A 23975-nucleotide genomic window follows, 5' to 3' on the forward strand; every position below is an offset into this window, starting at 1 on the left:
GCATCACGCAGCCGTCGTCCGTCTGGAAGAACTCGTACTCGTCCTTCATGGACTGACCGTCAGGAAGAGGAACGAGCCGAAGATCATCAGGTGTACTGCGCCCTGCAGCAAGGTGGCACGGCCGGTCGCCAAGGTCAGCATGCTCACCACCACGGTCAGGATGAACAGCACGAGTTCCTTGCTGCCCAGGCCGAGCACGAGCGGTCCGTCGAGCCAGATGGACGCGATGGCGATCGCGGGAATCGTCAGGCCGATGCTGGCGAGCGCCGACCCGAGCGCAAGGTTCAGGCTGGTCTGCAAACGGTCCCTCAACGCTGCCCGTACGGCGGCGACTGTCTCGGGCAGCAGTACGAGCAACGCGATCACTACACCAACGACCGCGAGAGGTGCACCTGCCGACTCGACCGCCGACTCCAGCTTCGGCGAGACCGTTTTCGCCAGGCCGACCACTGCGATCAGGCAAGCGAACAGCAGCCCGAGACTCACCAGGGCGACTCGTGCGCTGGGAGCAGGCGCATGCACCTCATCGGGATCCTCGACCTCCTCCGCGGGCACCGGGAGGAAGTAGTCGCGGTGGCGGATGGTCTGGACGAAGACGAAGACGCCGTACATCACCAGCGACGTCACTCCGGCGAAGGCGAGCTGGGCTGAGCTGAAGGTGGCTCCCGGCGTACTGGTCGTGAAGGTGGGCAGGACAAGGCTCAACGTCACCAGCGCGGTCATCACGGCGAGCGCGCTACCGGACGCATGCACCCGGAACGCCTGGGTTTTGTGCCGTAGCGACCCGACCACCAAGGCGAGCCCGAGGATTCCGTTGCAGGTGATCATCACCGCGGCGAACACGGTGTCGCGCGCCAGCGAAGCTGCCTTGTCGCCGCCGGACGCCATCAGCGTCACGATCAGCGCGACCTCGATGATGGTCACCGCGAGCGCGAGGATCAGCGTGCCGAACGGTTCACCGACCCGGTGCGCGACCACCTCGGCATGGTGAACGGCCGCGATCACGGCGGCACCGAGGCCGGCGCAGACCAGGATCAGCAGGAAGACATTGAGGTCCCGTCCCCAGGACAGCACCAGTACGACGAGGGCGAGCGGGGGCACGGCCAGACTCCAGCGCGGCAACCCATGGACAACCGTCTCTGTCATCCCCAGCGAGTCTATTAGGCCTGAAGCTATTCGGTTGGCAACTTCCGCCGTACAGGTGATGCTTTTCGCATGATCAGAGATGCGGTGGCTGACGACTGGGCGGCCATCTGGCCGTTCTTCCGCGAGATCGTCACCGCCCGGGAGACCTACGCCTACGACCCCGACCTCACCGAGGAGCAGGCTCGCGCGCTCTGGATGTCACCGTCCAGCGCGAAGCTGAGCCGGACCACGGTTTTTGTCGATGCCGGCGGGACCGTCATGGGCAGTGCCAACATGTACCCGAACCGTCCGGGTCCCGGCGCGCACGTCGCCAGTGCCAGCTTCATGGTCGACGGTTCGCAGCGCGGCCGCGGCGTCGGCCGGGCACTCTGCCAGGACATGATCGACTGGGCGGCCGCCTCGGGGTTCCGGTCGATCCAGTTCAACGCGGTGGTGGAGACCAACGAGCGGGCGGTCAAGCTCTGGCAGGACCTCGGCTTCGAGATCATCGGCACCGTCCCCGAGGCGTTCCTGCACGCCACCCACGGCTACGTCGGCCTCCACGTCATGCACCGCAGGCTTTAGAACGAAGCGAGTTCCTCGGGGGTGAAGGCACGGAGTACGCAGAATTCGTTGCCCTCGGGGTCGGTCATCACGACCCAGGAGACCGAGTCGTCCTGGCCGACCGCGGCCCGCTTGGCGCCGAGTGCCTCGAGCCGGGCCACCTCGGCGGCCTGGTCGGTCGGGCGCAGGTCCATGTGCAGCCGGTTCTTCACCGTCTTCGTCTCGTCGGCCGGCACCCGGACGAACAGGATGTCCGGCACGATGCCGTCCTCGGGGCTACCGGCCGGCGGCTCGAGCACGGTCTCCTTCTCGACCTCATGGGTGATCCGCCACCCCAGCGCTTCGGCCCAGAACCGGCCCTGGGCGGCCGGGTCCATGGCGTCGTAAATCACACACTGCACACGAATACTCATGGCCGACACCCTCTCTGGCCACCACCGCCCGCGTCCACTTGGTTTACTCGTCGGTATGTCGGAGACCCGCGCACGCCGGATGTGGAAAGCCCTCGAGCCGTATCACGCGATCACCTACTTCGCGCCGGAGACGCGGCAGGTGACCGACGCACTCGGGCTGCGCGGTGGCTGGATGAGCTACTTCGCCTGCCGGGCTGCTCCTCTCGGTCCTGTCGGCCCCGAGGTCGTCACGGCGGTCTTCTACAACTTCCATCCGGCGATGGTCGCCCGCGCAATCCCGGACGCATGGAACTACGCCACACCCGACCAGGTCCTGGCAGCACGGCTGGCCGCCGTCGACACCGCAGTACGCCGGATGCTGCCCGCGCCGGTCGAGTCATTACGCCGTACTGCGGAGCTGGCTCGCCAGGCTGCCGAAGTGGCGCCTCTCGGCGGACGCGCGATCGCGGCAGCGAACGCGGCGCTGGACTGGCCTGAGGAGCCACACCTGGCGCTCTGGCACGCCACCACAATCCTCAGGGAATCCAGAGGCGACGGGCACGTCGCCGCACTCGTCGCTGCCGGCCTCAGCCCATGCCAGGCGAACCTCACCTTCTCGGCTGCCGGAGGCCCGTCCAAGGCGGTCTACCAGGCGAGTCGGCGCTGGAGCGACGAGGAGTGGGCCTCGGCTGAGGAGGACCTGCGCAGTCGTGGACTGCTTGCGGCCGACGGAAGCCTGACCTCGGCAGGTCGTGGTCTGCGTCAGCAGGTCGAGGACACGACAGACGCGTTGGCAGAGCAGGGCTGGTCGAAGCTGGGCGACGCAGCGACTGAGGAGCTCGACTCCCTGATCCGTCCGATCAGCCGCGCGATCATGGAGTCCGGCCTGGTTCCAGCGGACAACCCGATGGGGTTGCGCTGGGACTAGCGGCGTTGCTGCGGTCCTCGGAAGGTGACGTAGATCAGGGAGACGCCGAGGGCGGCGACGAGTGGGCCGACGATCGCCCAGAAGCTCTGTCCGCTCATCGAGCTGCCGCCGATGTACCCGAGCCCTTGCAGTGCCCACACCACACCGGCAACGGTCAGCAGCACTCCGAGCGCGGTCAGTACGACCTTCTTCATCCCTAGTCCCTTCGACCTGCTGAGACTAGCTGTCTTGGATGCGTGCTGAGACCAGCTCTAGTGCTTGGGCTAGCTGGTCGCCAGTCGGAGCCTTGGCGGGGTCGAAGAGCCACAGGACTACTACGCCGAGCAGTAGTGCCTGGAGGAACGAGCCGACGAGCTGCACCTCGCCCTGCGGCGCATCCGGACCTACTACGCCGAACAGCGACGCTAGACCTTCCCGTGCTTCCCCCTGCAGGTCGGACAGTTCCTTGAGCAGCGCCGGCTGACTAGTCCCCGCACTGAGAACCTCGAACTGTGTGGTCCACAGTGCCCGCGTACTAGGCGTCGACAGCGTCCCCACGGCGAGTCGCCAGGTCTCCACAAATCGCTCGCGAGCCCCTGCGTCGCTGCCGAGCCCGGCAGCCATCGCAGTGCCGACCTGGACGCCCCACTCGTCCAGGGCCTGACGCATCGCCTCGTTCAGCAGGTCGTCCTTGGAGCCGAAGTGGTAGCCGATGGCCGCCAGGCTCACGCCGGCCGCGGTCGCGATGTCGCGGGCCGTGGTCCGGTTGTAGCCCTTCTCCATCAGGCAGGTCTTGGCGCCCTCGATCAAGGCCTCGCGGTTTCCCATGCCGGCCAGCCTAGCAATCGTCTGACACAAACGTCTTGCACAATTGTCTAAGACGATCGTACAGTCATCTTACCGACAACTCAGGGAGCTGGATATGAGCAAGAAGACGGTGTTGATCTCCGGAGCGAGCGTGGCCGGCCCGGCCCTGGCCTTCTGGCTGGAGCGATACGGGTATGCCGTGACCGTGGTCGAGCGGGCTCCGGCGCCCCGGCCGGGCGGCTACGCGGTCGACTTCCGCGGCGCCTCGCTGAAGGTGCTCGACCGGATGGGCCTGCTGGCGGCTGTCGAGGCCGAAGCCACCCAGATGGGCGACATGATCTACGTGAACAAGAAGGGCAAAAAGCTCGCCACCTCACCGGCCGGCAATATCAGCGGGGAGCTCGAGATCCTCCGCGGCGACCTGGTCGAGATCCTGTACGACGCGACGCGGGCCCGGGTGGAGTACGTGTTCGACGACTCGATCACGTCGCTCCGCCAGGACGCGACCGGCGTCGATGTGACCTTCGAGCGCGGCACTTCCCGCCGGTTCGATCTCGCCGTCGGTGCGGACGGCCTGCACTCCAATGTCCGGGGACTGGCCTTCGGGCCGGAGAAGAACTTCCTCCACGAGCTCGGCTACTACGCCTCGGTCTGCACGGTCGAGAACCACCTCGGCCTGAACCACACTGGGCAGCTGATGAATTCACCAGGCAAGACCGTCGGCACCTACAGTGCCCGCGACAACACCGAAGCGAAGGCGCTGTTCTACTTCGCCTCCGAATCACTCGACTACGACCGTCGCGACCTCGCGACCCAGAAGCAAATCGTCGCCGAAACCTTCGAAGGCGAGGGGTGGGAGACACCGAAGTTACTGGACGGCATGCGAGAGGCGCCGGACTTCTACTTCGACTCGGTCAGCCAGATCAAGCTGGACAGCTACTCGAACGGCCGGGTCGCCCTGGTCGGCGACGCCGGGTACTGCGCCTCGCCGCTGTCCGGGATGGGCACCAGCCTCGGCATCGTCGGAGCGTATGTCCTGGCAGGCGAGCTCCACGCGGCGGCGGGCGACCACGCGAAGGCGTTCCACGAGTACGACGAGGTGATGCGCGGGTTCGTCGAGGCCTGCCAGAAGCAGGGTGCCGACGGAGCGATGTGGTTCATCCCGGGCAGCCGTTGGTTCATCGCGTTCCGCAACCTGAATTTCCGGCTGATGCCGTACCTGCCCTGGCGCAAGGTGATCGAGGAGATGCCGCTCAAGGTCGGCAACAAGGTCGAGATCAGGGACTACGCAGCCCCGACGCGGCAGCCCGTAGTACCGCAGTAGTGAGCGCGTCCAGGACGGCGGAGTCGAGCTTCCAGTGCTGCCAGTACAGCGGGACGTCGACATACTTGCCGGGGGCAACGTTCACCAGTCGGCCGGCGGCCAGGTCCGCCTCGACCGCTTCTTCCTCGATCATTCCCCAGCCGAGGCCCAGCCTGATCGCCCGGACGAACGCCCCCGGCGCGGGGATGGTGTGGACCGGCGGATCGAGGCGGCGCCGGGTCACCTTGCGGGTCAGCCGTTCCTGCAGTTTGTCCTTGGCGTTGAAGACCATCATCGGCGCGGTCTGCAGGGCCTCCGGCAAGGGCCGTCCGGTCAACCAACGCTCGGCGAATTCAGGGGTGGCGATCGCCAGGTACCGCATCTTCCCCAGTGCACGGACGCGGCAGCCCTGCACCGGCCGGGGGTCGGCAGTGACCGCGGCCAGCACGGTGCCGTTGCGGAGCAGTTCGGCGGAGTGGTCCTGATCCTCCTGGCGAATGTCGAAGGCCGTCACCAATTCCGGCGGTACGTCGAGCAGGGCCGGCAGGAACCAGCCGTTGAGCGAGTCGGCATTGACCGCGACCGGCAGCCGCAGCCCTTCCAGCTTGCCCTTGACCGCGGCGACCGCCTCGACCTCGAGCAGATCGACCTGGCGCGCCAGCCGCAGTACCGCCTCACCGGCCGCCGTACTCCGGGCCGGCTTCGTCCGCTGGATCAGTACGTGACCGAGCCGGCTCTCCAGGGCCTTGATCCGCTGGCTCACCGCCGATGGGGTGATGTGTAGCTTCCGGGCGGCCGCGTCGAAGCTTCCTTCGTCGATCACGGCCGCGAACGTGTCGAGCTGTGCGGAGTCGATCTGCATGATGAAGCAATGCTAATGCTGCTGAAGAATCTTTAGCTGGTTTGCGGATCATCTGGTGCTTACGGTCGAGTCATGCCGCTCCTAGCAGGTTTCGCCACGACCATTGCGATGATCGCCGCGATCGGAGCACAGAACGCCTTCGTACTGCGCCAGGGCCTGCGCCGGGAACACGTCCTGCCCGTGGTACTGATCTGCGTCTGCTCAGACGCCCTGCTTGTATCCAGCGGAATCGCGGGACTCGGCGCCTTGATCGAGAGCAGCCCGACCGCGTTGAGCATCGCGAAGTACGGGGGTGCTTCGTTCTTGTTCGGGTACGCCGCGATCGCGGCCCGGCGGGCATTCCGGCCGAATGCGATGAGCCCGGCGGATCACGCTCCGGCGGCGCTGCGCAGCGTCGTACTGACTTGTTTGGGCTTCACCTTTCTCAACCCGCACGTGTATCTGGACACTGTGGTGTTGCTGGGATCGCTGGCCAATCAGCGCGGTACGGACGGGCGATGGATCTTCGGGCTGGGGTCTCTCGGTGCGAGTGCCGCGTGGTTCTTTGCATTGGGGTTCCTGGCTCAGAGGCTGGGGCCGATCTTTGCGCGGCCGCGGGCGTGGCAGTTTCTGGACGGTGGGATCGCGGTTGTGATGGCGGCGTTGGCGACCTGGTTGGTGATCCCCGCCTGACAGCACAATGGGCGGGTGGATGTCACAGTGTTGTGCGATGCCGTCGCTGTGTTCCCGGAGCCTGTGGAAACAGCGATGCCGGGGTGGTCTGCTGCGCATGCGGCGTGGACCGCGGCCTCGTTTCCCGGCAACGTGGCTGCGGACGGTGGGTGGTTGCTGCATTTCCACAGCTATCTGGTGACTTCTGATCGCGGCGCTGTCTTAGTGGACACGGGGATCGGGCCGGCCGGAAGTCAGGCAGCGGAGTGGCTCAGTACGGCTGGTCGACTGCCGACGCTGCTTGGCCGGGCCGGCGTCGGTGTGGATGAGATCGACACGGTGATCCTCACGCATGTGCATCTCGACCATGCGGGATGGAACATTTCCGACGACCGTCCACGCTTCGCCAATGCGACGTACGTGGTGCAGCAGGCCGAACTGGACCACCTCGGCGACGGCCCGACGTACGAGCGCTACCTCCAGCCCATCGCCGCAGCCGGCCAACTCCGCGCCGTGCCAGGCTCCGGCCCTCTGGACAACCTGCAGTTATTGCTGACGCCCGGACACACTCCCGGCCACCAGTGCGTGATCACCGACGTAGCCATCCTCGGCGGAGACGTCCTGGTCCACCCAGCCCAAGCCCGCTGGCCCAACCTCACCTACCTCTACGAACACACCCCCGCCATCGCCACTACCTCCCGCCAAGAAGTCCTAGCCCTAGCCGCCACCACCGGCACCCCCATCGCCGCCTCCCACCCCACCCACCCCCTCACCAACACCGCCACCCCAACAGCCGCCGCCCACCCCTTCACCAACACCGCCGCCCATCCCCCCACGCACGCGACCACCGCCGAAGTCACCGCCCCGTCCAACACCCCACCTATCGCCCCACCCACCACACCCTGCCCACCTCACCCCCTCTAACCCCTCACCCCACCACCTCTAACCCCTGCAACCCCGGCCGCACCACCCCCGTCGACCCGCCCCGACCCCCGCCATCTCCACCCCACCCACCACCTCCCGGAGGTCCGGACAACAACCCGGGCCCGTGAACAAGCTATGAGGTGTCCACACCCCCAACAGCCTGTCCCGACCCCCGGCAACACCACCCCAGTCGACCCGCCTCGCCCACCCCACCACCTTTACCTCGGCTCACCCCACCAGCTGTAGCCCTGCGGCGGCCCCGGTCGCACATCCCGGTCGATCAGCCCAGCCGCCCAACCGGCTCTCGCCCCAACCACCACCAGCCGGAGGTCCGCACAACCACCCGGAACCCTCAACAAGCCGTGAGTTGCCCGCACCCCCCAGCTCCAACCCACCCGCCACCACCCGGAGGCTCGGACAACCACCCGGGGACCCTCAACAAGCAGTGAGCTGTCCGCACCCCCCAGCTCTAAGGTGCCCGCTGCCTCGCGGGTGGTTGGGACAACAAACTGGGGTTGTGAACAAGGTGCGAGTTGTCCCCACCCCCAGCGTCCTGTGTTGGCCTCCGGCTTCGGGGGTTAGCGGTAGCCGGCGGTGTTGGCGGGTTTGCCTTGGGCTTCTACTTCGACGATGTAGCGCCAGGCGTCCGGCTGACTGCCGTCGAGATCGGTGAAGCCGTAGATCTTCGCCAGATCTCCGCTGGAGGTCGACTTGCCGTTCCAGCGCGCCACCTCGGGATCCGCTGCGAGAGCGGCGACCGCGCGACCGACGTACGAGGGACTCTCGGAGATGGCGAAGTGCGGGATCTTCTCGGTCGCGTCGCGCCAGTTCTCCTCGGTGACGCCGAAGCCGTCGAGCATCGCCTCCGACCGGAGCCAGCCTGGCGTGAGCAGCACGACGGTTGCGCCGCGGTCGCGGACTTCGTGCGCCAGCGCGAACGCCATCCGGCTTACCGCGCCCTTCGCGACGTCGTAGAAGAACGAGACGCGATAGTTGGCCGCGTTGTACTCGTCGGTGCCGTCCGTCATCTCTACGACGAGCCCGCCAGGTGTCTTGAGGAGCAACGGCAACGCGAAGTGGCTGGTGATCGCGTGCGTCTCGACGCCGAGGCGCAGCAACCGCAAACCGCTGTCGAGCGAGCTCTCCCAGACGGTCTTGTCCCACTCGGGCTCGCCGGCCTGCCCCCAGATGTCGTTCACCAGGATGTGCAGCGCACCCTGCTGCTCCTCGATCCGCTGAACCAGCGCGCGTACCTGCTCAGGCTTGGTGTGATCAACCCGTACGGCGATCCCGCGCCCGCCCGCCGCATCGACAAGCTCCGCGGTCTCCTCAATCGTCTCCGGCCGATCCATCTCCGACCGCCCCGCCCGAGTACTCCGCCCAGTCACATAAACCGTCGCCCCCGCAGCCCCCAGTTGCACCGCCACTCCCCGCCCAGCAGCCCGAGTCCCCCCAGCAACCAACGCCACCTTCCCCACCAAGGCCTTCCCGCCCACCGACTCATCCGGCGTCACCACCTGCCTCGCGTCGCCCTCGCCGCCCACCGGCATCCCGACCGGCTCAGCCTCCGCGCGACCCTTCTCGCTCATCGGGTGCTGCTCCTGCGTGTTCATCTTCGTCTCCCGGTTAGCCATACGTTGTATGATTTCGCTACCATACGACGTATGGTTAAGGGCGGCAAGGCGGTTGCTGGGCGGTCGGGGCGTCCGCGGGTGGGCGAGGAGCGGCTGAGCCGGGACGCGATTCTGCAGGCGGCTCTGCGGATCGTCGACGACGAGGGGCTCGATGCGATGACGATGCGCCGGCTTGCCGCCACGCTCGGCGTGAACCCGATGTCGATCTACCACCACCTGCCGAACAAGGCAGCGGTGGTCGCCGGCCTCGCCGAACTCGTCTTCGCCGAGCTGAACAACTCGACTCCACCGACTGGTGAGAGTTGGCAGGAAGAATTACTAGGTGCGGCGAACGCCTACCGCAACGCGTTGAGGGCACATCCGAATCTGGCGTTCCAGGTGCTGGCAGACGCGGCGGCGGTGTCAGACGTGGTCGTGGTGACCGTCGAACCGTTCTATCGCGCCTTGGATCGAGCCGGCCTCGCGCCAAGGGACATCTTCGAGGCGGTGAACACGTTGATCGACTTCATCCACGGGTTCAGTCTCGGCGAGGCATCGGTGCGCGCAGAGACGTTCGAACTCGCGCCCGATCTGGTGGATCGAGTCAGCAAGTTGAAGCCCGGCCAGGCGCCGACGTTGATCCGGATCGTCGACGAACTAGGCGCGGACGGGCTGCACTACGAGTTCGACGACGGCTTCGCGATCGGGCTGAGTGTGTTCGTCGCCGGCATCGCGGCGCGCTTCGGCTTGTAGCGGGAGATCGCGACTCCGAGCAGACACAACGCACCACCGGCGAAGGCGAGTGGCGCCGGCGTCTCACCGAGGAACAGCCAGCCGAGGAAGATCGCGATCGGCGGCACCAGGTACGTCGTCGCGCCCATCTTCCCCGCGCTCGTCCTCGCCAGCGCGTAGGCCCAGGTCGTGAACGCCAACGCGGTCGGGAACGCACCCAGGAACACGATCCACCAGATTGTGGAGAGTCGCGCGTCACCGAGTTCGCGGATCAAGGCCGGCGCGAACGGCAGGCAGGCAATCGCCCCGATCGTGCAGGCGAGCCAAGTCACCTGCAGCGCGGGCATGTGGGACAGCAGCGGCTTCTGCGCTACCACTCCGATCGCATAGGCGATTGCGGCGACGAGGCAGAGGATCACTCCCCAGGTCTCGGCCTTGCCCTCCGACGACGACGTACCGATCACCACGACGCCACCGAACGCGGCGATGCTCCCGATCACCAGCTGTCGCGGGAATCCTTCGCCCAGCAACAGACCGGCAAGCAACGCGATCAGCAACGGCCCGATGTTCACGAGCATCGCCGCGGTCCCGGCATCGAGCCGCTTCTCAGCCGCATTCAACGCCACGTTGTATACCCCGAACCACAACAACCCACACACCAACAACAACTTCCAGTCACCCTTGGAAGGCCAAGTCGCCCGACGAGCCGCTGCGGGCCGACTCTCCGCGCCCCCGAGAGGCGCGGAGCCGACCCCCGCACGCCGGTGTTCTTCGCCTGCTGGAAGTGCGGAGCCGGCCACGGCACGCCGGTTTTCCGCGTCCGCCGGACGCGGCGCGGGCGCCCCATCCGGCAGTTGGCGACGGGGACGGGCCAGGAGGAAGGCGCCGAGCAGGAGGCTGCCGACTAATAGGCGGCCGAGGGAGAGGGCGCCGGGGGTGAATTCGTGGCCGACGTGTCTGATGGCGACGAAGGCCGAAGCCCACAGCAGTACTGTCACAGCCGCCGCGCCCGCAGCCAGAACCCCTTGGCGCCCCTCGGTCTTGATCACATGCTGACCGTAAGTCCCGCACCCTTCGGCCGACACCGAATAATCAACCAACGGACCACCCCATCGCCCGCCAACCACAACGCGATGAGCTTTGCAGATCCCAGCATCACCTGGGCCGTGAACCGGAGCAGCACCATTTGCGGATCCCAGCATCACCAGGGGCCGTGAACCGCACCAGCACCACGAGCGAAACCGCGATCCACCCACCGACACAGCCGGAACCGTGGTCCATCCACCGACCTAGCCGGCACCAGCCCACCGTCCACCCACCCGGAGGTTCCTATGCGCGCGAAGATCCTGTACGTCACCGATCTCACCTACCCCGCCAACGGGCGCCGGTACGGCGACGAGGACGCGTATCTGACCCGCCAGCTCCGGGAGCACTTCGATCTCGCGCTCTGCCACCCGCTCGACGCCACCGCCCTGATGGACAGCTTCGACGCGGTCGTCGTGCGCAACAGCGGTCCGGTGATCCACCAACAGACCGAGTACGACGAATTCCGCGCGGCCGCGATCGCCCAGGGCACCCGGGTGTTCACCCAGCTGACCGGCAAGGCGGACATGATCGGCAAGCAGTACCTGGTCGACCTGAGCGACGCCGGCTACCCAGTGATCCCGACCACCGACAGCGATCCAGCGAAGTTGCCCGAGGCAATCAGTTATGTCGTCAAGCCGAAGCTGGGCTCCGACTCGATCGGACTCCGGAAGGTCTCCCGCGACGAACTCACCCACCTTTCTCTCGACGGCCAGCTTGCCCAGCCTTTGATCGACTTCCGCTACGAGGTGTCCTTCTACTTCATCGACCGCGACCTCCAGTACGCCTTGTACGCACCGGATCCGGCCAAGCGCTGGGAACTCGAGCGCTACGAACCCACCGACGACGACCGAGCCTTCGCCCAGCGCTTCGTCGACTGGAACACGATCGACCACGGCATCCAACGCGTCGACGCCTGCCGCACCGCAGCCGGCGAACTCCTCCTCGTCGAACTAGAAGACCTCAACCCCTTCCTCTCCCTGGAACTCACCGACGACACCACCCGCTCCCGCTTCGTCACCCGGATGGCAAAGTCCCTGACCGACCTACTCGCGCTCTGACTCCAGCTCGCCCACCTCTACCGCGGCAGCTCCCGAACCAGGTGGTGGCAAGGCGAACGGAGTCAGCAACGCCGTGAACAACACCGGCACGGTCAGGCCCGCTACCAGGACGGGCAGGGTGAACCAGAATGAGCCGAGAGCAAAGCCCGCGTACACCGAGACCGCGAACACCTCGGCGAACAACCCTGACACCGAGATCACCGTCGCCCGGGCCGGGCCGGTGATCGCGTCCTGCAACCGCGCCTCGGACACGATGATGACCAACTGCATCACCCCGTAGCCGACCGCGATCGGCACGAACCCGAGCGCCGTCCCACTCAACGAACCCCAGGCGATCAGTCCGGCCGTCGCCGCCAGCCCGATCGCGAACACCGACGCCCGCAGCCTGTACGCCGCTCCCGCCAGCGCACCAGCGATCGCCTGTGCAGCCACCGTCCCCGCGATCAGCAAGGGCACCGAAGCCGTCGGCACACCCATATCGCCGGCCAGACCGGGGAAGTACTCGTCGAACGCCAGAAACCCACCCAGTAGCGCGACCAGGGCAACAGCTTTGCGAACCGTCCTACTGGTCCGCACCTCGGCCAGTCCGGTCGTCAACATCAACCGATACCGTCCGAGAGCGCCGTGCCTCGCGCCGTGCTCCACCTCCTCCGTTTCGTCGACCGTGGCGACGGGAGCCGCCTCGGGAAGGGACATTGCGAGCAGCAGGTGCGCAGCGCAGCTGAGCACGCTGACGATGCCCGCCAGCCGATAGCCACCGAGTTGATACAGCGGTGCCGCCAACGCGGTCGCCGCCAGGTTCATCACGAGCGCGGCCGCCCTGGCCCACCCGATCAACCCTGCGTACCTCTCGGTGCGCCCACGCGCCGCCAACTCGTCGTACACGAAGGCCTCGAACGTGCCCGAGATCAGCGCGGAGCTGATTCCCCAGAGCACAAAGCCGAGCGCGAACCCGGCGTACGAGGGCAGCAGGATCCAGCTGGCGTAGCCGAGGCCACTTAGCGCTGAACCGAACATCAGCAGTTTGCGGCGCGAGAACACGTCGGCCCAAGCGCCCGACGGCACCTCGAGCAGGAACGCGGTCGTCGACCAGATGATGAACAGCGTCGACACCTGCGATGTCGACAGCCCGTGATCCCTGAACAGCAACTGGTACAAGGGATACAGCGGGATGAAGTCCTGCAAGGCCGCGTAGGCGACGATGCGGACGGTCAGGCGGTCAGGACGTCAAAGATGCGGGCTCGGATATCTCATGTCTCAGAAGGTATCCGGGAAGTCACCGCCCCAACAGAGTTTTTGTCCCGGGTGTGGACAAGTGCAGAACCTGGTACCGCGTCCCCGGCACGATCCCCGGCTCGCCACTCCACAAGGTGAAGTGAACCAGCTCCCACCGGCTCGGATCCACCGCGATCGCCGAGCTGTGGACACCGTCCAGAGCAGCCGTCGTAGCCAGCAGATCCACCGCGGCAGCGACCGGCTCGGCCGGATCGACGTCGGGCGGCAACAGTTGAACGTGCTTCGTCGCAGCCACCGCCGGCTGATCCACCGCCACACCCGGCCGCGCTTCAACCCCCGTCCAGTGCGAAACCGCCGGCCGACCGAATGACTTGCAGATCCCGCTGAAGAAGCCACCGCCCCACAAGAACCGGCTCATCCCAGCGGAGTCGTTCCACAGGTAGAACGGCGCGTACTGGTTCACGATCGCCCCGTTCGCCTGGTCCTGCACCAGATAAGCCTTGATTCCCAGCCCGTCGAAGTCGTCGGTGCGGTCCCCGAGCGTCTCCACCCGTCGCCGGATGATCCCCATGTCGTAGTCGGTCGGCAGATTGATCTCGTACTGCATCGCGTACACGGCCACTCCTTCGCGTCGGAACATCAGCAGACATACTAGTAGGTACAGAGGCTTAATTGGCAGGCGAAGACCAGCGAAGCCGGTCAAGCTTGGGTGATGAGCGACGTGACCGAGCGGATCTGGCGACGACTACCGACGGGGACCCGGGAGGCTCTGGTCGACGGCCTGAGTCCGTCCGAGCTGCAGAGCGCGCTGCTCGACGTCAGCCGCGCCCGCGCCGCAAAGGTGACACCTGCACGAGTCATGCAGCGCTGGCGCGAGGACCGCTTCGTCCGCCCGTCGACTGTCGATCCCCGGCAACTGGTGAAGACCCAGGCGATGCTCTGGGAACGCCTGCCGGACAGGTTCGACGGTGTCGAGCTCTCACCCCTGACGCCGCTTGGGACGTGCTCGGCGATCGCCACCGTCGACCAGAACAAGGTGGTGACGACCAACCGCAGTACGGAGGTGGCGAGTGATCCGACCAACGAACTGGCGATCGAAGCCGCCGTACGCCGGAAGGCCGGCGCTCCTCGCGTAGATCTGGCCGCGTGCCAGCGGGTCGTGCGAGCCCAGTCGGTCGACGCACCCGGCATGTTCGCGCACTTCCAGCTCTTCGTCCTGGTGTCGAGCACAAGGGACACCGGGTCGGGCAGGGCAGAGGCGGAGATGCTGCTGGACCACCTCGGCTTCTGGGCCGACGTACTAGGTGAGCAAGCTGACCTGGCCTTCACCACGATCAACCCAACAGCAGTACGGGAACGCATCGAAGACACCGTGCGGCCCGGGTTGAAGGTGGACTTCAAAGAGGATCTCGCCAGGACCAAGGGGTTGAACTACTACTCTGACACAGCGCTAGGCATTGGTCTGGGCAGCGCCGAGTTGGGCGACGGCGGCTTCACCCCGGTGGACTGCCGACCTGCTCGGCGACGCGAAGGAGCGCTGCCTGATCTCCTGCGCTTCCACGGAACGGCTGACAGCACTCAGCGCAGCTTGAGCAGTCCAGCGTCGGTAGGCGAGAAGCCACAGGCCTTCAGGTAGAAGTCGGCGAGGTGCGGCTCATAGTCGACGTGCAGCCACTCGCAGCCAGCTGCCGCAGCCTCTGCGGCAGCGACCCGCACCAGCTCCTTGCCGATGCCCTGCCGCCCGTACGACGGGTGCACAGCGGTGTCGAGCACGAAGGCATGCGCGCCACCATCCCAACAGACCTGTACGAACCCGACCAACAGATCGTTGCTAAAAGCACCGACCCACGTGAGCGCGTGCCGCTCGAGCCTAGACGCCCACGGCTGCACCTCGACCTCGGACTCGAAGGCAAGCGCATGCAGCGTCGACAACTCCTCGTCGTCGACCGGGAACCGCACCTTGATCTCCATGTCAGCTCCTGAAGTCCGGTGAAGCCTCAGTACTAATCAGAACAACAGTGCTGCCCTCCTGCAGTCCTAGCTCATCGCGGTGACCTGCTGCCAGGGCAGCGCGGAGACCTGCCAAGGTCGCAGCTCCACTGGCGCCCGAAGAGATCCCTGCCGCGCCGAGATCGCGCTCGGCAGCCAGCGCCTCGTCCTCCTCCACGGTGATCGCGGCACTCAGCCCAGCTCGCAGTACGGGCCAAGCGAGGCTAGACGGCGTACCGCAGTTGAGCCCGGCCATCACTGTGGTGCCAGTACTGACCGAGACAGGCTCACCCGCATGCAGACTCGCCAGGACACACGCAGCACGCTCAGGCTCAACACCCAGTACTACGGGCGCAGTCGCGCCACTTCGGTAATGCGTCACCGCCGCCTGTGCGACCGAACCCACCCCCATCGGTACGACGACCAGGTCCGGCTGCACCGAGATCTCCCGGAACAGCGTGGAGTACCCGTCGACGATGCGTTGCGGCACCACCTCGTACCCCGGCCAGGCGGCGTCCTGGATCAGCAGGCGACTCCCTGTCGCCGTCGAAGCCGCGGCAGCCACCGCTGCGTCGTACGACTCAGGCACGACTGTGATGGTCGCGCCCTCCGCGCGGATGGCCTCGACAGCGCGGTCGCTGATCACGTCGGGAACGAACACGTGCGCGGGCAGCCCCAGCATTGCTGCCATCCGAGCCACTGCGCGACCGTGGTTGCCGTCAGTTGCTGTGACAAGCTCCAGCGGGCCGCTGGACTCCGAGACAGCGCAGTGGATCGCCCACCAGGCACCAAGCGCCTTGAAAGCTCCCAGGCCGAGCCGCTCTGACTCGTCCTTCACCAAGAGCCGGCCGACTCCGAGCTCAGCCGCCAGTGACGGCACGTCTCGCAGCGGCGTCGGCGCATAGTCGGCCAGGCCTTCGTGGAACGCCTTCACTTCTTCAGGCGCAGCCGGACACCGCCAGTCGCGCGCAGCGTCGTTGTAGTACCAGAGCACCTACGCGACCAGCGCGAAAGCCTGCGCAGTGGTGGAGTAGGCGGCCGGCCCGGAGGACGAGACGCGCACCGACTGCGACTCGTGCACCTGGATGGCCGCGGTCTGCAGGCGGATCGGCAGCGCGGTACGGGCGACCGTGGCCAGGTCGTACTGGACCTCGTGCAGCAGGTCGGCCAGCTCCAGGTCCAGCGCCCGGCAGATCGCCGCCAGGATCTCCGACGAGGGCTCCTTGCGGCCACGCTCGATCTCGGAGAGGTACGGCACGGAGACCTGAGCCTGCTCGGCCAGCTCGCGCAGGGTGATGCCCCGCTCGCGCCGCAGCCGGCGGAAGACGTTCCCGATCACCTGGCGTAGCAACACGTCTGGCCTCCCTGGTTCTTTGGTCCTGTATCGAGTGTGCCATCCCCTGGAGGTCTGCGGTGGGCAGATCTGCCACGGGCAGATTCCCGGGACTCCGCGGCAGCGCGGGGTCACGCTGGAGAACATGAGCGAGACGACCCTTCCGAATGCCCTCGACAACCACATCTACCAGCGACTGCTCTGGCAGCGGATCCTGGTGCTCGGCGACGAGCTCAAGGACGAGAACGCGAACGCTCTCTGCGCCCAGCTCCTGCTGCTGAACGCCGAGGACCCGAAGGCGGACATCTCGCTGTACATCAACTCCCCGGGCGGCTCGGTCTCGGCCGGGCTGGCGATCTACGACACGATGAGCTTCATCAGCAACGACGTCCGGACGTACGCGATGGGCATGGTCGCGTCGATGGGCCAGGTGCTGCTCGCCTGCGGTGCTCCCGGCAAGCGGTTCGCCCTGCCACACGCGCGGATCATGATGCACCAGCCGCTCGGCGGCATCGGCGGCACCGCGTCCGACATCAAGATCCAGGCCGAACAGGCGATCCTGGCGAGGAAGGACCTGGCCAAGCTGCTCAGTGAACGCACCGGCAAGCCGGTGAGCCGGATCGAGGCCGACTTCGACCGGGACCGCTGGTTCACCGCCGAAGAGGCCGTCGATTACGGCATCGTCGACAAGGTCCTCACTTCACCGGTCCCGGTCTAAGCCTCCAGGGCCTGCGCCAAGTCGTCGATCAGGTCCTCTGCGTCCTCGAGCCCGATGCTGAGCCGCAGCAGGTCCTGGCCCGGCCTGGCCTCGGCCGCTACCAGCCGATGCGTCAGCCCTGCCGGGTGCTGGATCAACGTGTCCACCCCACCCAGTGAGACCGCATGCGTGATCAGCCGCGTCGAGGCCGCGACCCGCGCAGCCTGCTTCGTCGTGAACGCCAGTACTGCGCCGGGCCCCGACTGCTGCCGCCCGACGAGTCCTAGCGGGTCACACTCGGGCAGTCCCGGGTAGAACACCTTGTCCACAGCCGGGTGATCACTCAGCCACCCAGCAACCTTCGATGCAACCGACTGCTGGGCCCGAACGCGCACCGGCAACGTCTGCAGCCCCCTGTGCAGCTCGTACGCCGCTAGTGGGTGCAGCAAGCCGCCAGTCACCGCCCTGATCTGACGGAGCCGAGCGACCCACTCGGTCGGACCGGCGACGAGACCGCCCATCACGTCGCCGTGGCCGCCGAGGTACTTGGTAGCCGAGTGCAACACCAGAGTCGCGCCATGATCCACAGGTTGCTGCAGCACCGGGGTCGCGAACGTGTTGTCCACAAGCAGCGGGATGTTCGACTGACGAGCGATGGCGGCGATATCCACAAGCTCCACGGTCGGGTTCGCTGGAGTCTCTACGAGAACCAGCCCGGTGTCAGAGCGAACTGCTTCCGCTACACCGTCCGGGGTCGCCCAGCTGACCGCAGTACCGAGAAGGCCTGTGGACAAAAGATGGTCGGAGCCGCCGTACAGGGGGCGGACTGCAACCACGTGTGGTTTGCCGGCGGCGACAGTGGCGAGCAGGCAGGCGGTGAGCGCTGCCATGCCGCTGCCGAACGCGACTGCGCCGCCGCAGTGCTCCAGCTCGGCGAGGGCTGTTTCCAGGCGGGCGACTGTCGGGTTCCAGAGTCGCTGATAGACGAGGCTGCCGCCGTCCGGGCCGTTGCCGACCGCCAGTTCGTCGTACGACGTACCGCCGGCCTCGACGCCCGGGAGCGGGTAGGTGGTGGACAGGTCGATGGGTGGGACGTGCACGCCCAGCGCGGTCAGGTCGTCGCGGCCGGCGTGTACGGAACGGGTGTCCAGTCGGGTCATGACAGCCTCCTCAGTCGCCTTGAGGATGAAATCTTCTGCAGATTCACGGCAAGAGTTCCGAAGAAAATTCGTCCACAGGCTTGTCCACACGCTGTGGATTCTGTGGACGCGGCTTACAGTGGGGGCATGCCGAAGGATCGCCGGACGCCCGGACCGGCCCCGAGGCCGGTACCGGCTGCGCTCGACGAGGTCGATCAGGAGCTGGTCCGGCTGCTGACCGCCGACGGGCGGATGCCGAACAACGCGCTGGCCGAGGCGACCGGGATCGCTCCTTCGACCTGCCTGACCCGGGTCCGGGCTCTGCGCGACCGCGGCGTGATCCGCGGCTTCCACGCTGACGTGGACCTGGGTGCGCTCGGGCTGCCGCTGCAGGCGATGGTGGCGATCCGGATCGGCGCCCACTCGCGCGACGAGATCGACCGCTTCCGCACGAAGGCGCCGCGGCTACCCGGCGTACTGGCGCTCTACCACGTGAGCGGCGCCAACGACTACCTCTTGCACGTGGCCGCGGCCACGCCCGACGCCCTCCGCGATTTCGTCCTCGACCACCTCACCGCGGACCCCGCCGTCATCCACGCCGAAACCAGCCTCATCTTCGAACACCTCCGCGGCACCCCTGTGGATAACCCCCGCCCCTCCTGACCCGAACCGGATACCTTCCAGACGACAGGAGGGCGGACCTACGTAAATCGCAGGCGGCTGAGGCGGTGCGTGGATACGCTCCGGGCGAGTTGAGGAGGGGTCATGGTTGATTCGGTGCGGAGTGTGACCGAGGCCAATCGGCAGAGCTGGAACGAGATCGCGCCGCGACGGCTTGGACAGCCGGCTGAGTTTTTTCGCGGTGGTGGGATCGCGTTGGAGGCCTTCGAGGTGGAGTTGGCCGGGGAGGTCCGTGGAAAGCGGGTTCTGCAACTCGCGTGTTCGTGCGGCGACGAGGTGCTGTCGTGGGCCAATCTCGGCGCGCACGCTGTCGGTATCGACATCTCGGACGTGGGCATCGAGATGGCGCGGCGCAAGGCGAGTGAGGCGGGCATCGAGGCCGAGTTCCACCGGGCCGACATGTTCGATCTGCCGGCCGGGCTGACCGCGTTCGATCTCGTCTACTTCAGCGCGGGCGCGATCTGCTGGGCGCCCGACCTGGAGCGGTTCGCCGCGATCATCGCCGACCGGTTGCGACCGGGTGGCTCGGTACTGATGGCCGAACATCACCCGGTCTGGGAAGTCCTGGCCGTCCACGGCGAGAACCAGTTCGGTGTGGCCGGCGACTACTTCGCCAGGGGAGCACCACAGCACGAGCCCGACGACGCGAAACGGCCGGTCGGAGCACGCGGAACCGAGAGCCCGCCGCTGTTCTCGGCGTTTGTCTGGCCGGTGAGCGATGTGGTGATGGCGTTCGTCCGTGCCGGACTCCGGCTGGATACGTTCTTCGAAGCACCCGAGCCAGACATGTACGGCGGGTCGGGGGACATCGCAGCCAAGCTTCCGGCGTACTACGTGATCAAGGCGACCCGCAACTGATCGGGCACCTTCGCTTCCGAGCAGCGTGTGGTGGAGCTGGGGTGGTGCGCCCCGCGGACCCCGCGATCGGCCGGGTCGCGAAGCCCTAGCTCGACGGCACTCCTCGGTTATAGCCGAGTAGTTCCATGGCTTGGCGGTTGTCGGGTTTGGACCAGAAGTGGTCGTGGAGGTCCGGCGTCAGTTCGTCGCGATGGGTCCCGGTCCGGCCGCGGCGGAAGAAGGCCGGGTCGACCTCGTGGAGTTGGTCGAAGGTGGGGATCGTCGCGCCCGGGAGTGGGCGGAGACCTGGCAGGAGGGCGGTGAGGACGTGGTCGACCGATGCATGCGGGTCGCGCGCGAGGTCGTCGTACCGGAGGAGGACCCGGTGGGGCGCGGCGGGTTGGAGCCAGCTGAGGACGTTGTGACCCCAGCTGCCGGTGCCTGGTTCGTCCGACGGGCGGCCGATCATCGTTCGGAGTTCGGTTTCGAAGCGGCTCGGATCCGGCTCGCTGGTCATTCGTGCCCAGGAGACGAGGGCGTCGCGGCCGTCGCGGACCAGGCAGATCGCGGGGTCCTGTTCGTCCACGAGGTCGTCGCGACGACGGTGAGTCTTGATGAAGTGAACCTCCTGGGAGGCGCGCAGTTCGGCGTACCCGGCGGCTCTCTCCTCGAAGCCGATCAGCTCGCCGCCGAGACGTTCGGCGACCCCGTCCACGTCGTAGACAACCGACGCACGGATCCCGTACAGACGGTGCAGGACGATCCGCAGAAACGTGTTTCCCGAACGAGGAAAGGAGGACACCCAGACGATCATCTGCTGGACCTTACGAGCCCCCACCGACAGAAACTAGCGGGGCTTGAGTCCCCACGCGCTGGCCAGAAGTGTGTAGGAGTGGCGGCGTTCGGCGGGGTCGTGGATCGAGGTGGTGATGATGAGTTCGTCGGCGCCGGCTGCGTTCGCGCGGCGGCTGAGGTCGGCGGCGACCTGGTCGGGGGTGCCGACCGAGACGAGGCCGGTCCATTCCTCGACGGCGGCGCGTTCGCCTTCGGACCACGGGTACGCCGCGGCTTCCTCGGCGGACGGGAGCGGGCCAGGTCGGCCGGAGCGGAGGCGGAGCATCGAGAGCGCGTTCGCGAGGGCGAGTTCCTGGGCGCGTTCCTCGGTCTCGGCGACGATCGCGGCAAGGGCGAGGATCGCGTTCGGCTCGGCCTGCTCGGCGGAGGGCTGGAACAACTTCTTGTAGGTCCCGATCACGTCGGCCGGGTCGAGCGTGCCGAAGTGCCCGGCGTACGCGAACCCGGTGCCGAGGACCGCGGCCGCCTGCCCGCCGTATGTGCTCGAGCCGAGGATCCAGACCGGCGGCAACGGGACGTCGTCCGGCTGCGCGGAGATCGGCGCGAACGGGTGATCGGCGGGGAAACCCTCGGCGTACGCGCGAAGTTCGGCGTACTGCTCGGTGAAGTCGTCGGCGCCGAGCGCTTCCCGGCTGCGGCGGAGCGCGAGCGCGGTGCGCTGATCGGTGCCGGGCGCGCGCCCGAGGCCGAGGTCGATCCGGTCGGGGTAGAGGCCGCCGAGGACGCGGAACCATTCGGCGACCTTGAGCGGGGGGTGGTTCGGCAGCATGATGCCGCCGGAGCCGACGCGGATGGTCGAGGTCGCCGCGGCGACGGCCGCGATCATGATCTCGGGGCTGGAACTGACCACGCTCGGGATGTTGTGGTGCTCGGCAAGCCAGTACCGGTGATACCCGGCCGCTTCCGCCGTACGGGCGAGCTCCAAGGTCTCGTGCAGCGCCTGGGACGGTCGCGTCCCGGTCGGCACCGGCGAAAGATCAAGCACAGACAACGGCATCGCTTCAAGGCTCACTCCCAAACCCAACCCACCTCCCCCACCCCCTATTCCTTTCCAGCACCACGAGGTGACGGCAGGCGTGGGTCGTCAGGCGGCATTGCCCGTACTACGAGGTGGTGGTGGAAGCTGGGTGGTTAGGCCGGGTAGGGGGTGGTGGTGCGGGCGTCTCGGAGGGCTCGGGACCACCAGGCGAGGTGGTTGAGGAGGGTTGTTGCTGCTTGGGTGGTGCCGGGTTCGACTGGTTCGCCTTCGGGGGTGAAGCAGGTGGGGACCTGGTGGAAGCTGAGGGTTTCGCGGATCGGGACCGCGTGGAGTTCGGCGAAAACGAGTCGGAGCTGCTCGGCGGCGCGGAGTCCGCCTGAGCGCCCGCCGTACACGATGAAGGCGACCGGTTTCGCGTACCAGGGTCGCCGGACGGAGTCGATCGCGATCTTCAGTTCGCCCGGGTAGGAATGGTTGTACTCCGGGCAGACGATCACCACGGCGTCGGCAGCGTCGATCCGGGTGCTCAGCGACTCGGGTTCTGTGAGTGCGAGGTCGATCAGGTCGAGCTTGAAGTCGTCCCGCTGCTCCACTTGCCGCGCGAACCACGCGGTGGCGACCGTCCCGAACCGCCCGGGCTCCATCGACCGCACCAGCACGGCGACGACCAACGGGTGAACACTCACCCGCCGGACGCTACGACCTCAACCACACTTGAGGTCAACCACACCTTCAATCAGCCGAGGGGATGCGGCGGTTCGGCGCCGTACACCCGTCAGTCGGTGGACGGCGACGCGGCAGGTGGCGCTGGCGGGGCGGGCGGCGTACTGGTGTCGAGCGCATTGGCTGCCCGCATCAGCTCAGCCGACTCCGCCGCAAGCGCCTCATCCGAGACAGCATCATCAGGCGTCGAGTCGTCCGAGGTCGGGTTGCCCGAGGACGGCGCCGCGGGTGGTTGATCAGTCGACGGCTCGGCCGGTGGTTGGTCGGTGGGGGGCTCGCCAGCGGGCTGGTCGGTGGGCGACTGATCAGCTGGGGGCTGATCGGTCGGCGACTGATCAGCAGGGGGCTCGTCGGTGGGCTGGTTGGTGGAGGGGTCGGTGGGCTGGGTTAGGACGCCTACTTGTTGCCAGGCGGTGGTTACGGCGGTTTGTTGGGGGGAGTTGGGGCCGTAGAGGGTGGTGGCGGCGGCTTGGGTGGCCGTGGCGAAGGTGGTGAAGTCGACGGTTTCCGGGAGGTCGCCGGAGGTGAGGGTGGCGTACCAGATGCGGCCGGCTTCGGACCAGGCGTTGCCGCCGAGTGCTGTCGCGACCAGGTAGAACGCGCGGTTTGGGATGCCCGAGTTGATGTGGACGCCGCCGTTGTCCTCAGTCGTCTCCACGTAGTCCGACATGTGCGCCGGCTGCGGGTCCTTGCCCAACCGCGGGTCGTCGTACGCCGTACCAGGTGCTGCCATCGAGCGCAGCGCAACACCTTGTACGCCGGGGCGGAAGATGCCCGCGCCGATCAGCCAGTCCGCGTCGGCCGCCGTCTGACCGAGGTGATGCTGTTTGGCCAGCGAGCCGAACACGTCCGAGATCGACTCGTTGAGCGCGCCCGACTGCCCTTCATAGGCAAGGTTCGCCGTGTACTGCGTGACGCCGTGCGTCAACTCGTGCCCGGTGACGTCGACCGATCCGGTGAAGCCGCCGAAGATCTCACCATCACCGTCGCCGAAGACCATCTGGCTGCCGTCCCAGAAGGCGTTCGCATAGTCGCGGTCGTAGTGCACCGTCGAGATCAGCGGCAGCCCGGCGCCGTCGATCGAGTCACGGTCGAAGCACTCCTTGTACATGGTCCAGGTCGCGCCGGTCCCGTCGTACGCCTCGTTGACCGCGGCATCTTCCACGGCCTCTGCACCCTCGGCGCGAACCAATGTCCCCGGCAACGACGTCTCGTGCTGAGCATCGTGCACCGAGCGATGCAAACCACCTGCGATTTCCGCAGCAGCTGCGTCGGTTGCCGGCCTGGTTCGGAACGTAGCGTCGTGCTGCAGGGACTGGCGGTAGCGAGCCCGCAGGGTGGGGTCCGGCGCGGTCCGCTCGAGGTGTTCGAGCAGGTACGGCGGGATGATGTGATGGACCGTCATGCCAACAGATGGTGCCCTTTTCGGACTGCCGCGCAAAGGGCGAAATGCGTTAAACTTCGGTATTTGTGGCTGCCACC

The 23975-nt window shown here is 67.0% G+C and carries 28 protein-coding genes; 11 read left to right on the plus strand and 17 right to left on the minus strand.

What is annotated here, in order from left to right:
- Window positions 1–45: 45 nt before the first annotated feature.
- The gene (locus tag ABZ004_RS06670; RefSeq protein WP_355678777.1) at window positions 46–1146 is read right to left on the minus strand and encodes an ionic transporter y4hA; all 1101 of its coding nucleotides are present in this window, start codon (window positions 1144–1146) and stop codon (window positions 46–48) included.
- A gap of 69 nt (window positions 1147–1215) precedes the next feature.
- On the opposite strand from ABZ004_RS06670, the gene ABZ004_RS06675 reads away from it, so the two are divergent.
- On the plus strand, window positions 1216–1710 hold the full coding sequence (locus ABZ004_RS06675) for a GNAT family N-acetyltransferase (protein ID WP_355678778.1): 495 nt from the start codon (window positions 1216–1218) through the stop codon (window positions 1708–1710).
- Here the strand turns inward: ABZ004_RS06675 and ABZ004_RS06680 are convergent.
- Complete coding sequence (locus tag ABZ004_RS06680; RefSeq protein ID WP_355678779.1) at window positions 1707–2102, minus strand: VOC family protein; 396 nt, start codon at window positions 2100–2102, stop codon at window positions 1707–1709. The two genes, ABZ004_RS06675 and ABZ004_RS06680, sit on opposite strands and share 4 nt — an antisense overlap.
- Window positions 2103–2157: 55 nt before the next feature.
- On the opposite strand from ABZ004_RS06680, the gene ABZ004_RS06685 reads away from it, so the two are divergent.
- Complete coding sequence (locus tag ABZ004_RS06685) at window positions 2158–3009, plus strand: hypothetical protein (RefSeq protein WP_355678780.1); 852 nt, start codon at window positions 2158–2160, stop codon at window positions 3007–3009.
- On the opposite strand, the gene ABZ004_RS06690 is transcribed toward ABZ004_RS06685, so the two are convergent.
- Together ABZ004_RS06690 and ABZ004_RS06695 are read right to left on the minus strand one after the other, a co-directional pair.
- Window positions 3006–3203: a hypothetical protein gene (locus ABZ004_RS06690; protein ID WP_355678781.1), complete on the minus strand. Its 198-nt coding sequence runs from the start codon at window positions 3201–3203 to the stop codon at window positions 3006–3008. The genes ABZ004_RS06685 and ABZ004_RS06690 overlap by 4 nt on opposite strands.
- Before the next feature lie 25 nt (window positions 3204–3228).
- Window positions 3229–3816, minus strand: a complete 588-nt coding sequence (locus ABZ004_RS06695) for a TetR/AcrR family transcriptional regulator (RefSeq protein ID WP_355678782.1) — start codon at window positions 3814–3816, stop codon at window positions 3229–3231.
- A 94-nt stretch (window positions 3817–3910) separates the two neighbouring features.
- Between ABZ004_RS06695 and ABZ004_RS06700 the strand changes: the two genes are divergently transcribed.
- Window positions 3911–5119, plus strand: a complete 1209-nt coding sequence (locus ABZ004_RS06700) for an FAD-dependent monooxygenase (protein ID WP_355678783.1) — start codon at window positions 3911–3913, stop codon at window positions 5117–5119.
- Here the strand turns inward: ABZ004_RS06700 and ABZ004_RS06705 are convergent.
- Window positions 5073–5960 (minus strand): LysR family transcriptional regulator ArgP, encoded by an 888-nt coding sequence (locus ABZ004_RS06705; protein WP_355678784.1) that lies wholly within the window; start codon window positions 5958–5960, stop codon window positions 5073–5075. The genes ABZ004_RS06700 and ABZ004_RS06705 overlap by 47 nt on opposite strands.
- A 72-nt stretch (window positions 5961–6032) precedes the next feature.
- Here ABZ004_RS06705 and ABZ004_RS06710 point away from each other — a divergent pair, with 72 nt between their 5' ends.
- Window positions 6033–6632: a LysE/ArgO family amino acid transporter gene (locus ABZ004_RS06710; protein ID WP_355678785.1), complete on the plus strand. Its 600-nt coding sequence runs from the start codon at window positions 6033–6035 to the stop codon at window positions 6630–6632.
- Between the two features lie 15 nt (window positions 6633–6647).
- Window positions 6648–7535 carry an MBL fold metallo-hydrolase gene (locus tag ABZ004_RS06715; protein WP_355678786.1) on the plus strand — a complete coding sequence of 296 codons (888 nt, stop codon included), beginning with the start codon at window positions 6648–6650 and terminating at the stop codon, window positions 7533–7535.
- Between the two features lie 578 nt (window positions 7536–8113).
- On the opposite strand, the gene ABZ004_RS06720 is transcribed toward ABZ004_RS06715, so the two are convergent.
- Window positions 8114–9169 carry an SDR family oxidoreductase gene (locus tag ABZ004_RS06720; protein WP_355678787.1) on the minus strand — a complete coding sequence of 352 codons (1056 nt, stop codon included), beginning with the start codon at window positions 9167–9169 and terminating at the stop codon, window positions 8114–8116.
- Window positions 9170–9199: 30 nt separating this feature from the next.
- On the opposite strand from ABZ004_RS06720, the gene ABZ004_RS06725 reads away from it, so the two are divergent.
- On the plus strand, window positions 9200–9901 hold the full coding sequence (locus ABZ004_RS06725) for a TetR/AcrR family transcriptional regulator C-terminal domain-containing protein (RefSeq protein ID WP_355678788.1): 702 nt from the start codon (window positions 9200–9202) through the stop codon (window positions 9899–9901).
- On the opposite strand, the gene ABZ004_RS06730 is transcribed toward ABZ004_RS06725, so the two are convergent.
- Complete coding sequence (locus ABZ004_RS06730; protein ID WP_355678789.1) at window positions 9826–10929, minus strand: DMT family transporter; 1104 nt, start codon at window positions 10927–10929, stop codon at window positions 9826–9828. The genes ABZ004_RS06725 and ABZ004_RS06730 overlap by 76 nt on opposite strands.
- Window positions 10930–11211: 282 nt before the next feature.
- On the opposite strand from ABZ004_RS06730, the gene ABZ004_RS06735 reads away from it, so the two are divergent.
- Window positions 11212–12024: a hypothetical protein gene (locus tag ABZ004_RS06735; protein ID WP_355678790.1), complete on the plus strand. Its 813-nt coding sequence runs from the start codon at window positions 11212–11214 to the stop codon at window positions 12022–12024.
- Here the strand turns inward: ABZ004_RS06735 and ABZ004_RS06740 are convergent.
- The gene (locus ABZ004_RS06740; protein WP_355678791.1) at window positions 12010–13209 is read right to left on the minus strand and encodes an MFS transporter; all 1200 of its coding nucleotides are present in this window, start codon (window positions 13207–13209) and stop codon (window positions 12010–12012) included. The genes ABZ004_RS06735 and ABZ004_RS06740 overlap by 15 nt on opposite strands.
- A gap of 91 nt (window positions 13210–13300) precedes the next feature.
- Entirely contained in the window at window positions 13301–13900 is a 600-nt protein-coding gene (locus tag ABZ004_RS06745) for a DUF4865 family protein (RefSeq protein ID WP_355678792.1), read from the minus strand.
- Window positions 13901–13972: 72 nt separating this feature from the next.
- Here ABZ004_RS06745 and ABZ004_RS06750 point away from each other — a divergent pair, with 72 nt between their 5' ends.
- The gene (locus tag ABZ004_RS06750; RefSeq protein WP_355678793.1) at window positions 13973–14896 is read left to right on the plus strand and encodes a hypothetical protein; all 924 of its coding nucleotides are present in this window, start codon (window positions 13973–13975) and stop codon (window positions 14894–14896) included.
- Here the strand turns inward: ABZ004_RS06750 and ABZ004_RS06755 are convergent.
- From ABZ004_RS06755 to ABZ004_RS06765, 3 genes are read right to left on the minus strand one after another with little or no spacing between them, the layout of a single operon-like run.
- Window positions 14839–15231 carry a GNAT family N-acetyltransferase gene (locus tag ABZ004_RS06755; protein WP_355678794.1) on the minus strand — a complete coding sequence of 131 codons (393 nt, stop codon included), beginning with the start codon at window positions 15229–15231 and terminating at the stop codon, window positions 14839–14841. The genes ABZ004_RS06750 and ABZ004_RS06755 overlap by 58 nt on opposite strands.
- 1 nt (window position 15232) lies before the next feature.
- Window positions 15233–16243 carry a pyridoxal-phosphate dependent enzyme gene (locus ABZ004_RS06760; protein ID WP_355678795.1) on the minus strand — a complete coding sequence of 337 codons (1011 nt, stop codon included), beginning with the start codon at window positions 16241–16243 and terminating at the stop codon, window positions 15233–15235.
- A complete protein-coding gene (locus ABZ004_RS06765; protein ID WP_355678796.1) occupies window positions 16244–16603 on the minus strand; it encodes a helix-turn-helix transcriptional regulator in 360 nt (119 codons plus the stop codon).
- A gap of 124 nt (window positions 16604–16727) precedes the next feature.
- On the opposite strand from ABZ004_RS06765, the gene ABZ004_RS06770 reads away from it, so the two are divergent.
- Window positions 16728–17300 carry an ATP-dependent Clp protease proteolytic subunit gene (locus ABZ004_RS06770; protein WP_355678797.1) on the plus strand — a complete coding sequence of 191 codons (573 nt, stop codon included), beginning with the start codon at window positions 16728–16730 and terminating at the stop codon, window positions 17298–17300.
- Here ABZ004_RS06770 and ABZ004_RS06775 read toward each other — a convergent pair.
- Complete coding sequence (locus ABZ004_RS06775) at window positions 17297–18439, minus strand: PLP-dependent aspartate aminotransferase family protein (RefSeq protein WP_355678798.1); 1143 nt, start codon at window positions 18437–18439, stop codon at window positions 17297–17299. The genes ABZ004_RS06770 and ABZ004_RS06775 overlap by 4 nt on opposite strands.
- A 126-nt stretch (window positions 18440–18565) precedes the next feature.
- Here ABZ004_RS06775 and ABZ004_RS06780 point away from each other — a divergent pair, with 126 nt between their 5' ends.
- Both ABZ004_RS06780 and ABZ004_RS06785 read left to right on the plus strand, forming a co-directional pair.
- Window positions 18566–19081: an Lrp/AsnC family transcriptional regulator gene (locus ABZ004_RS06780; protein WP_355678799.1), complete on the plus strand. Its 516-nt coding sequence runs from the start codon at window positions 18566–18568 to the stop codon at window positions 19079–19081.
- 102 nt (window positions 19082–19183) lie between these two features.
- Window positions 19184–19957 (plus strand): class I SAM-dependent methyltransferase, encoded by a 774-nt coding sequence (locus tag ABZ004_RS06785; protein ID WP_355678800.1) that lies wholly within the window; start codon window positions 19184–19186, stop codon window positions 19955–19957.
- 85 nt (window positions 19958–20042) lie between these two features.
- On the opposite strand, the gene ABZ004_RS06790 is transcribed toward ABZ004_RS06785, so the two are convergent.
- The 4 genes from ABZ004_RS06790 to ABZ004_RS06805 form a co-directional block, all read right to left on the minus strand.
- Window positions 20043–20774: a sulfotransferase domain-containing protein gene (locus tag ABZ004_RS06790; protein ID WP_355678801.1), complete on the minus strand. Its 732-nt coding sequence runs from the start codon at window positions 20772–20774 to the stop codon at window positions 20043–20045.
- 9 nt (window positions 20775–20783) lie between these two features.
- Window positions 20784–21788, minus strand: coding sequence for an LLM class flavin-dependent oxidoreductase (locus tag ABZ004_RS06795; RefSeq protein ID WP_355678802.1), 1005 nt, complete (start codon window positions 21786–21788; stop codon window positions 20784–20786).
- 134 nt (window positions 21789–21922) lie between these two features.
- A complete protein-coding gene (locus tag ABZ004_RS06800) occupies window positions 21923–22456 on the minus strand; it encodes an NAD(P)H-dependent oxidoreductase (protein WP_355678803.1) in 534 nt (177 codons plus the stop codon).
- Window positions 22457–22545: 89 nt separating this feature from the next.
- Window positions 22546–23898 carry a M4 family metallopeptidase gene (locus ABZ004_RS06805; protein ID WP_355678804.1) on the minus strand — a complete coding sequence of 451 codons (1353 nt, stop codon included), beginning with the start codon at window positions 23896–23898 and terminating at the stop codon, window positions 22546–22548.
- Window positions 23899–23975: the final 77 nt, after the last annotated feature.

The organism is Kribbella sp. NPDC006257, assembly GCF_040613535.1.
Classification (GTDB): Bacteria; Actinomycetota; Actinomycetes; order Propionibacteriales; family Kribbellaceae; genus Kribbella.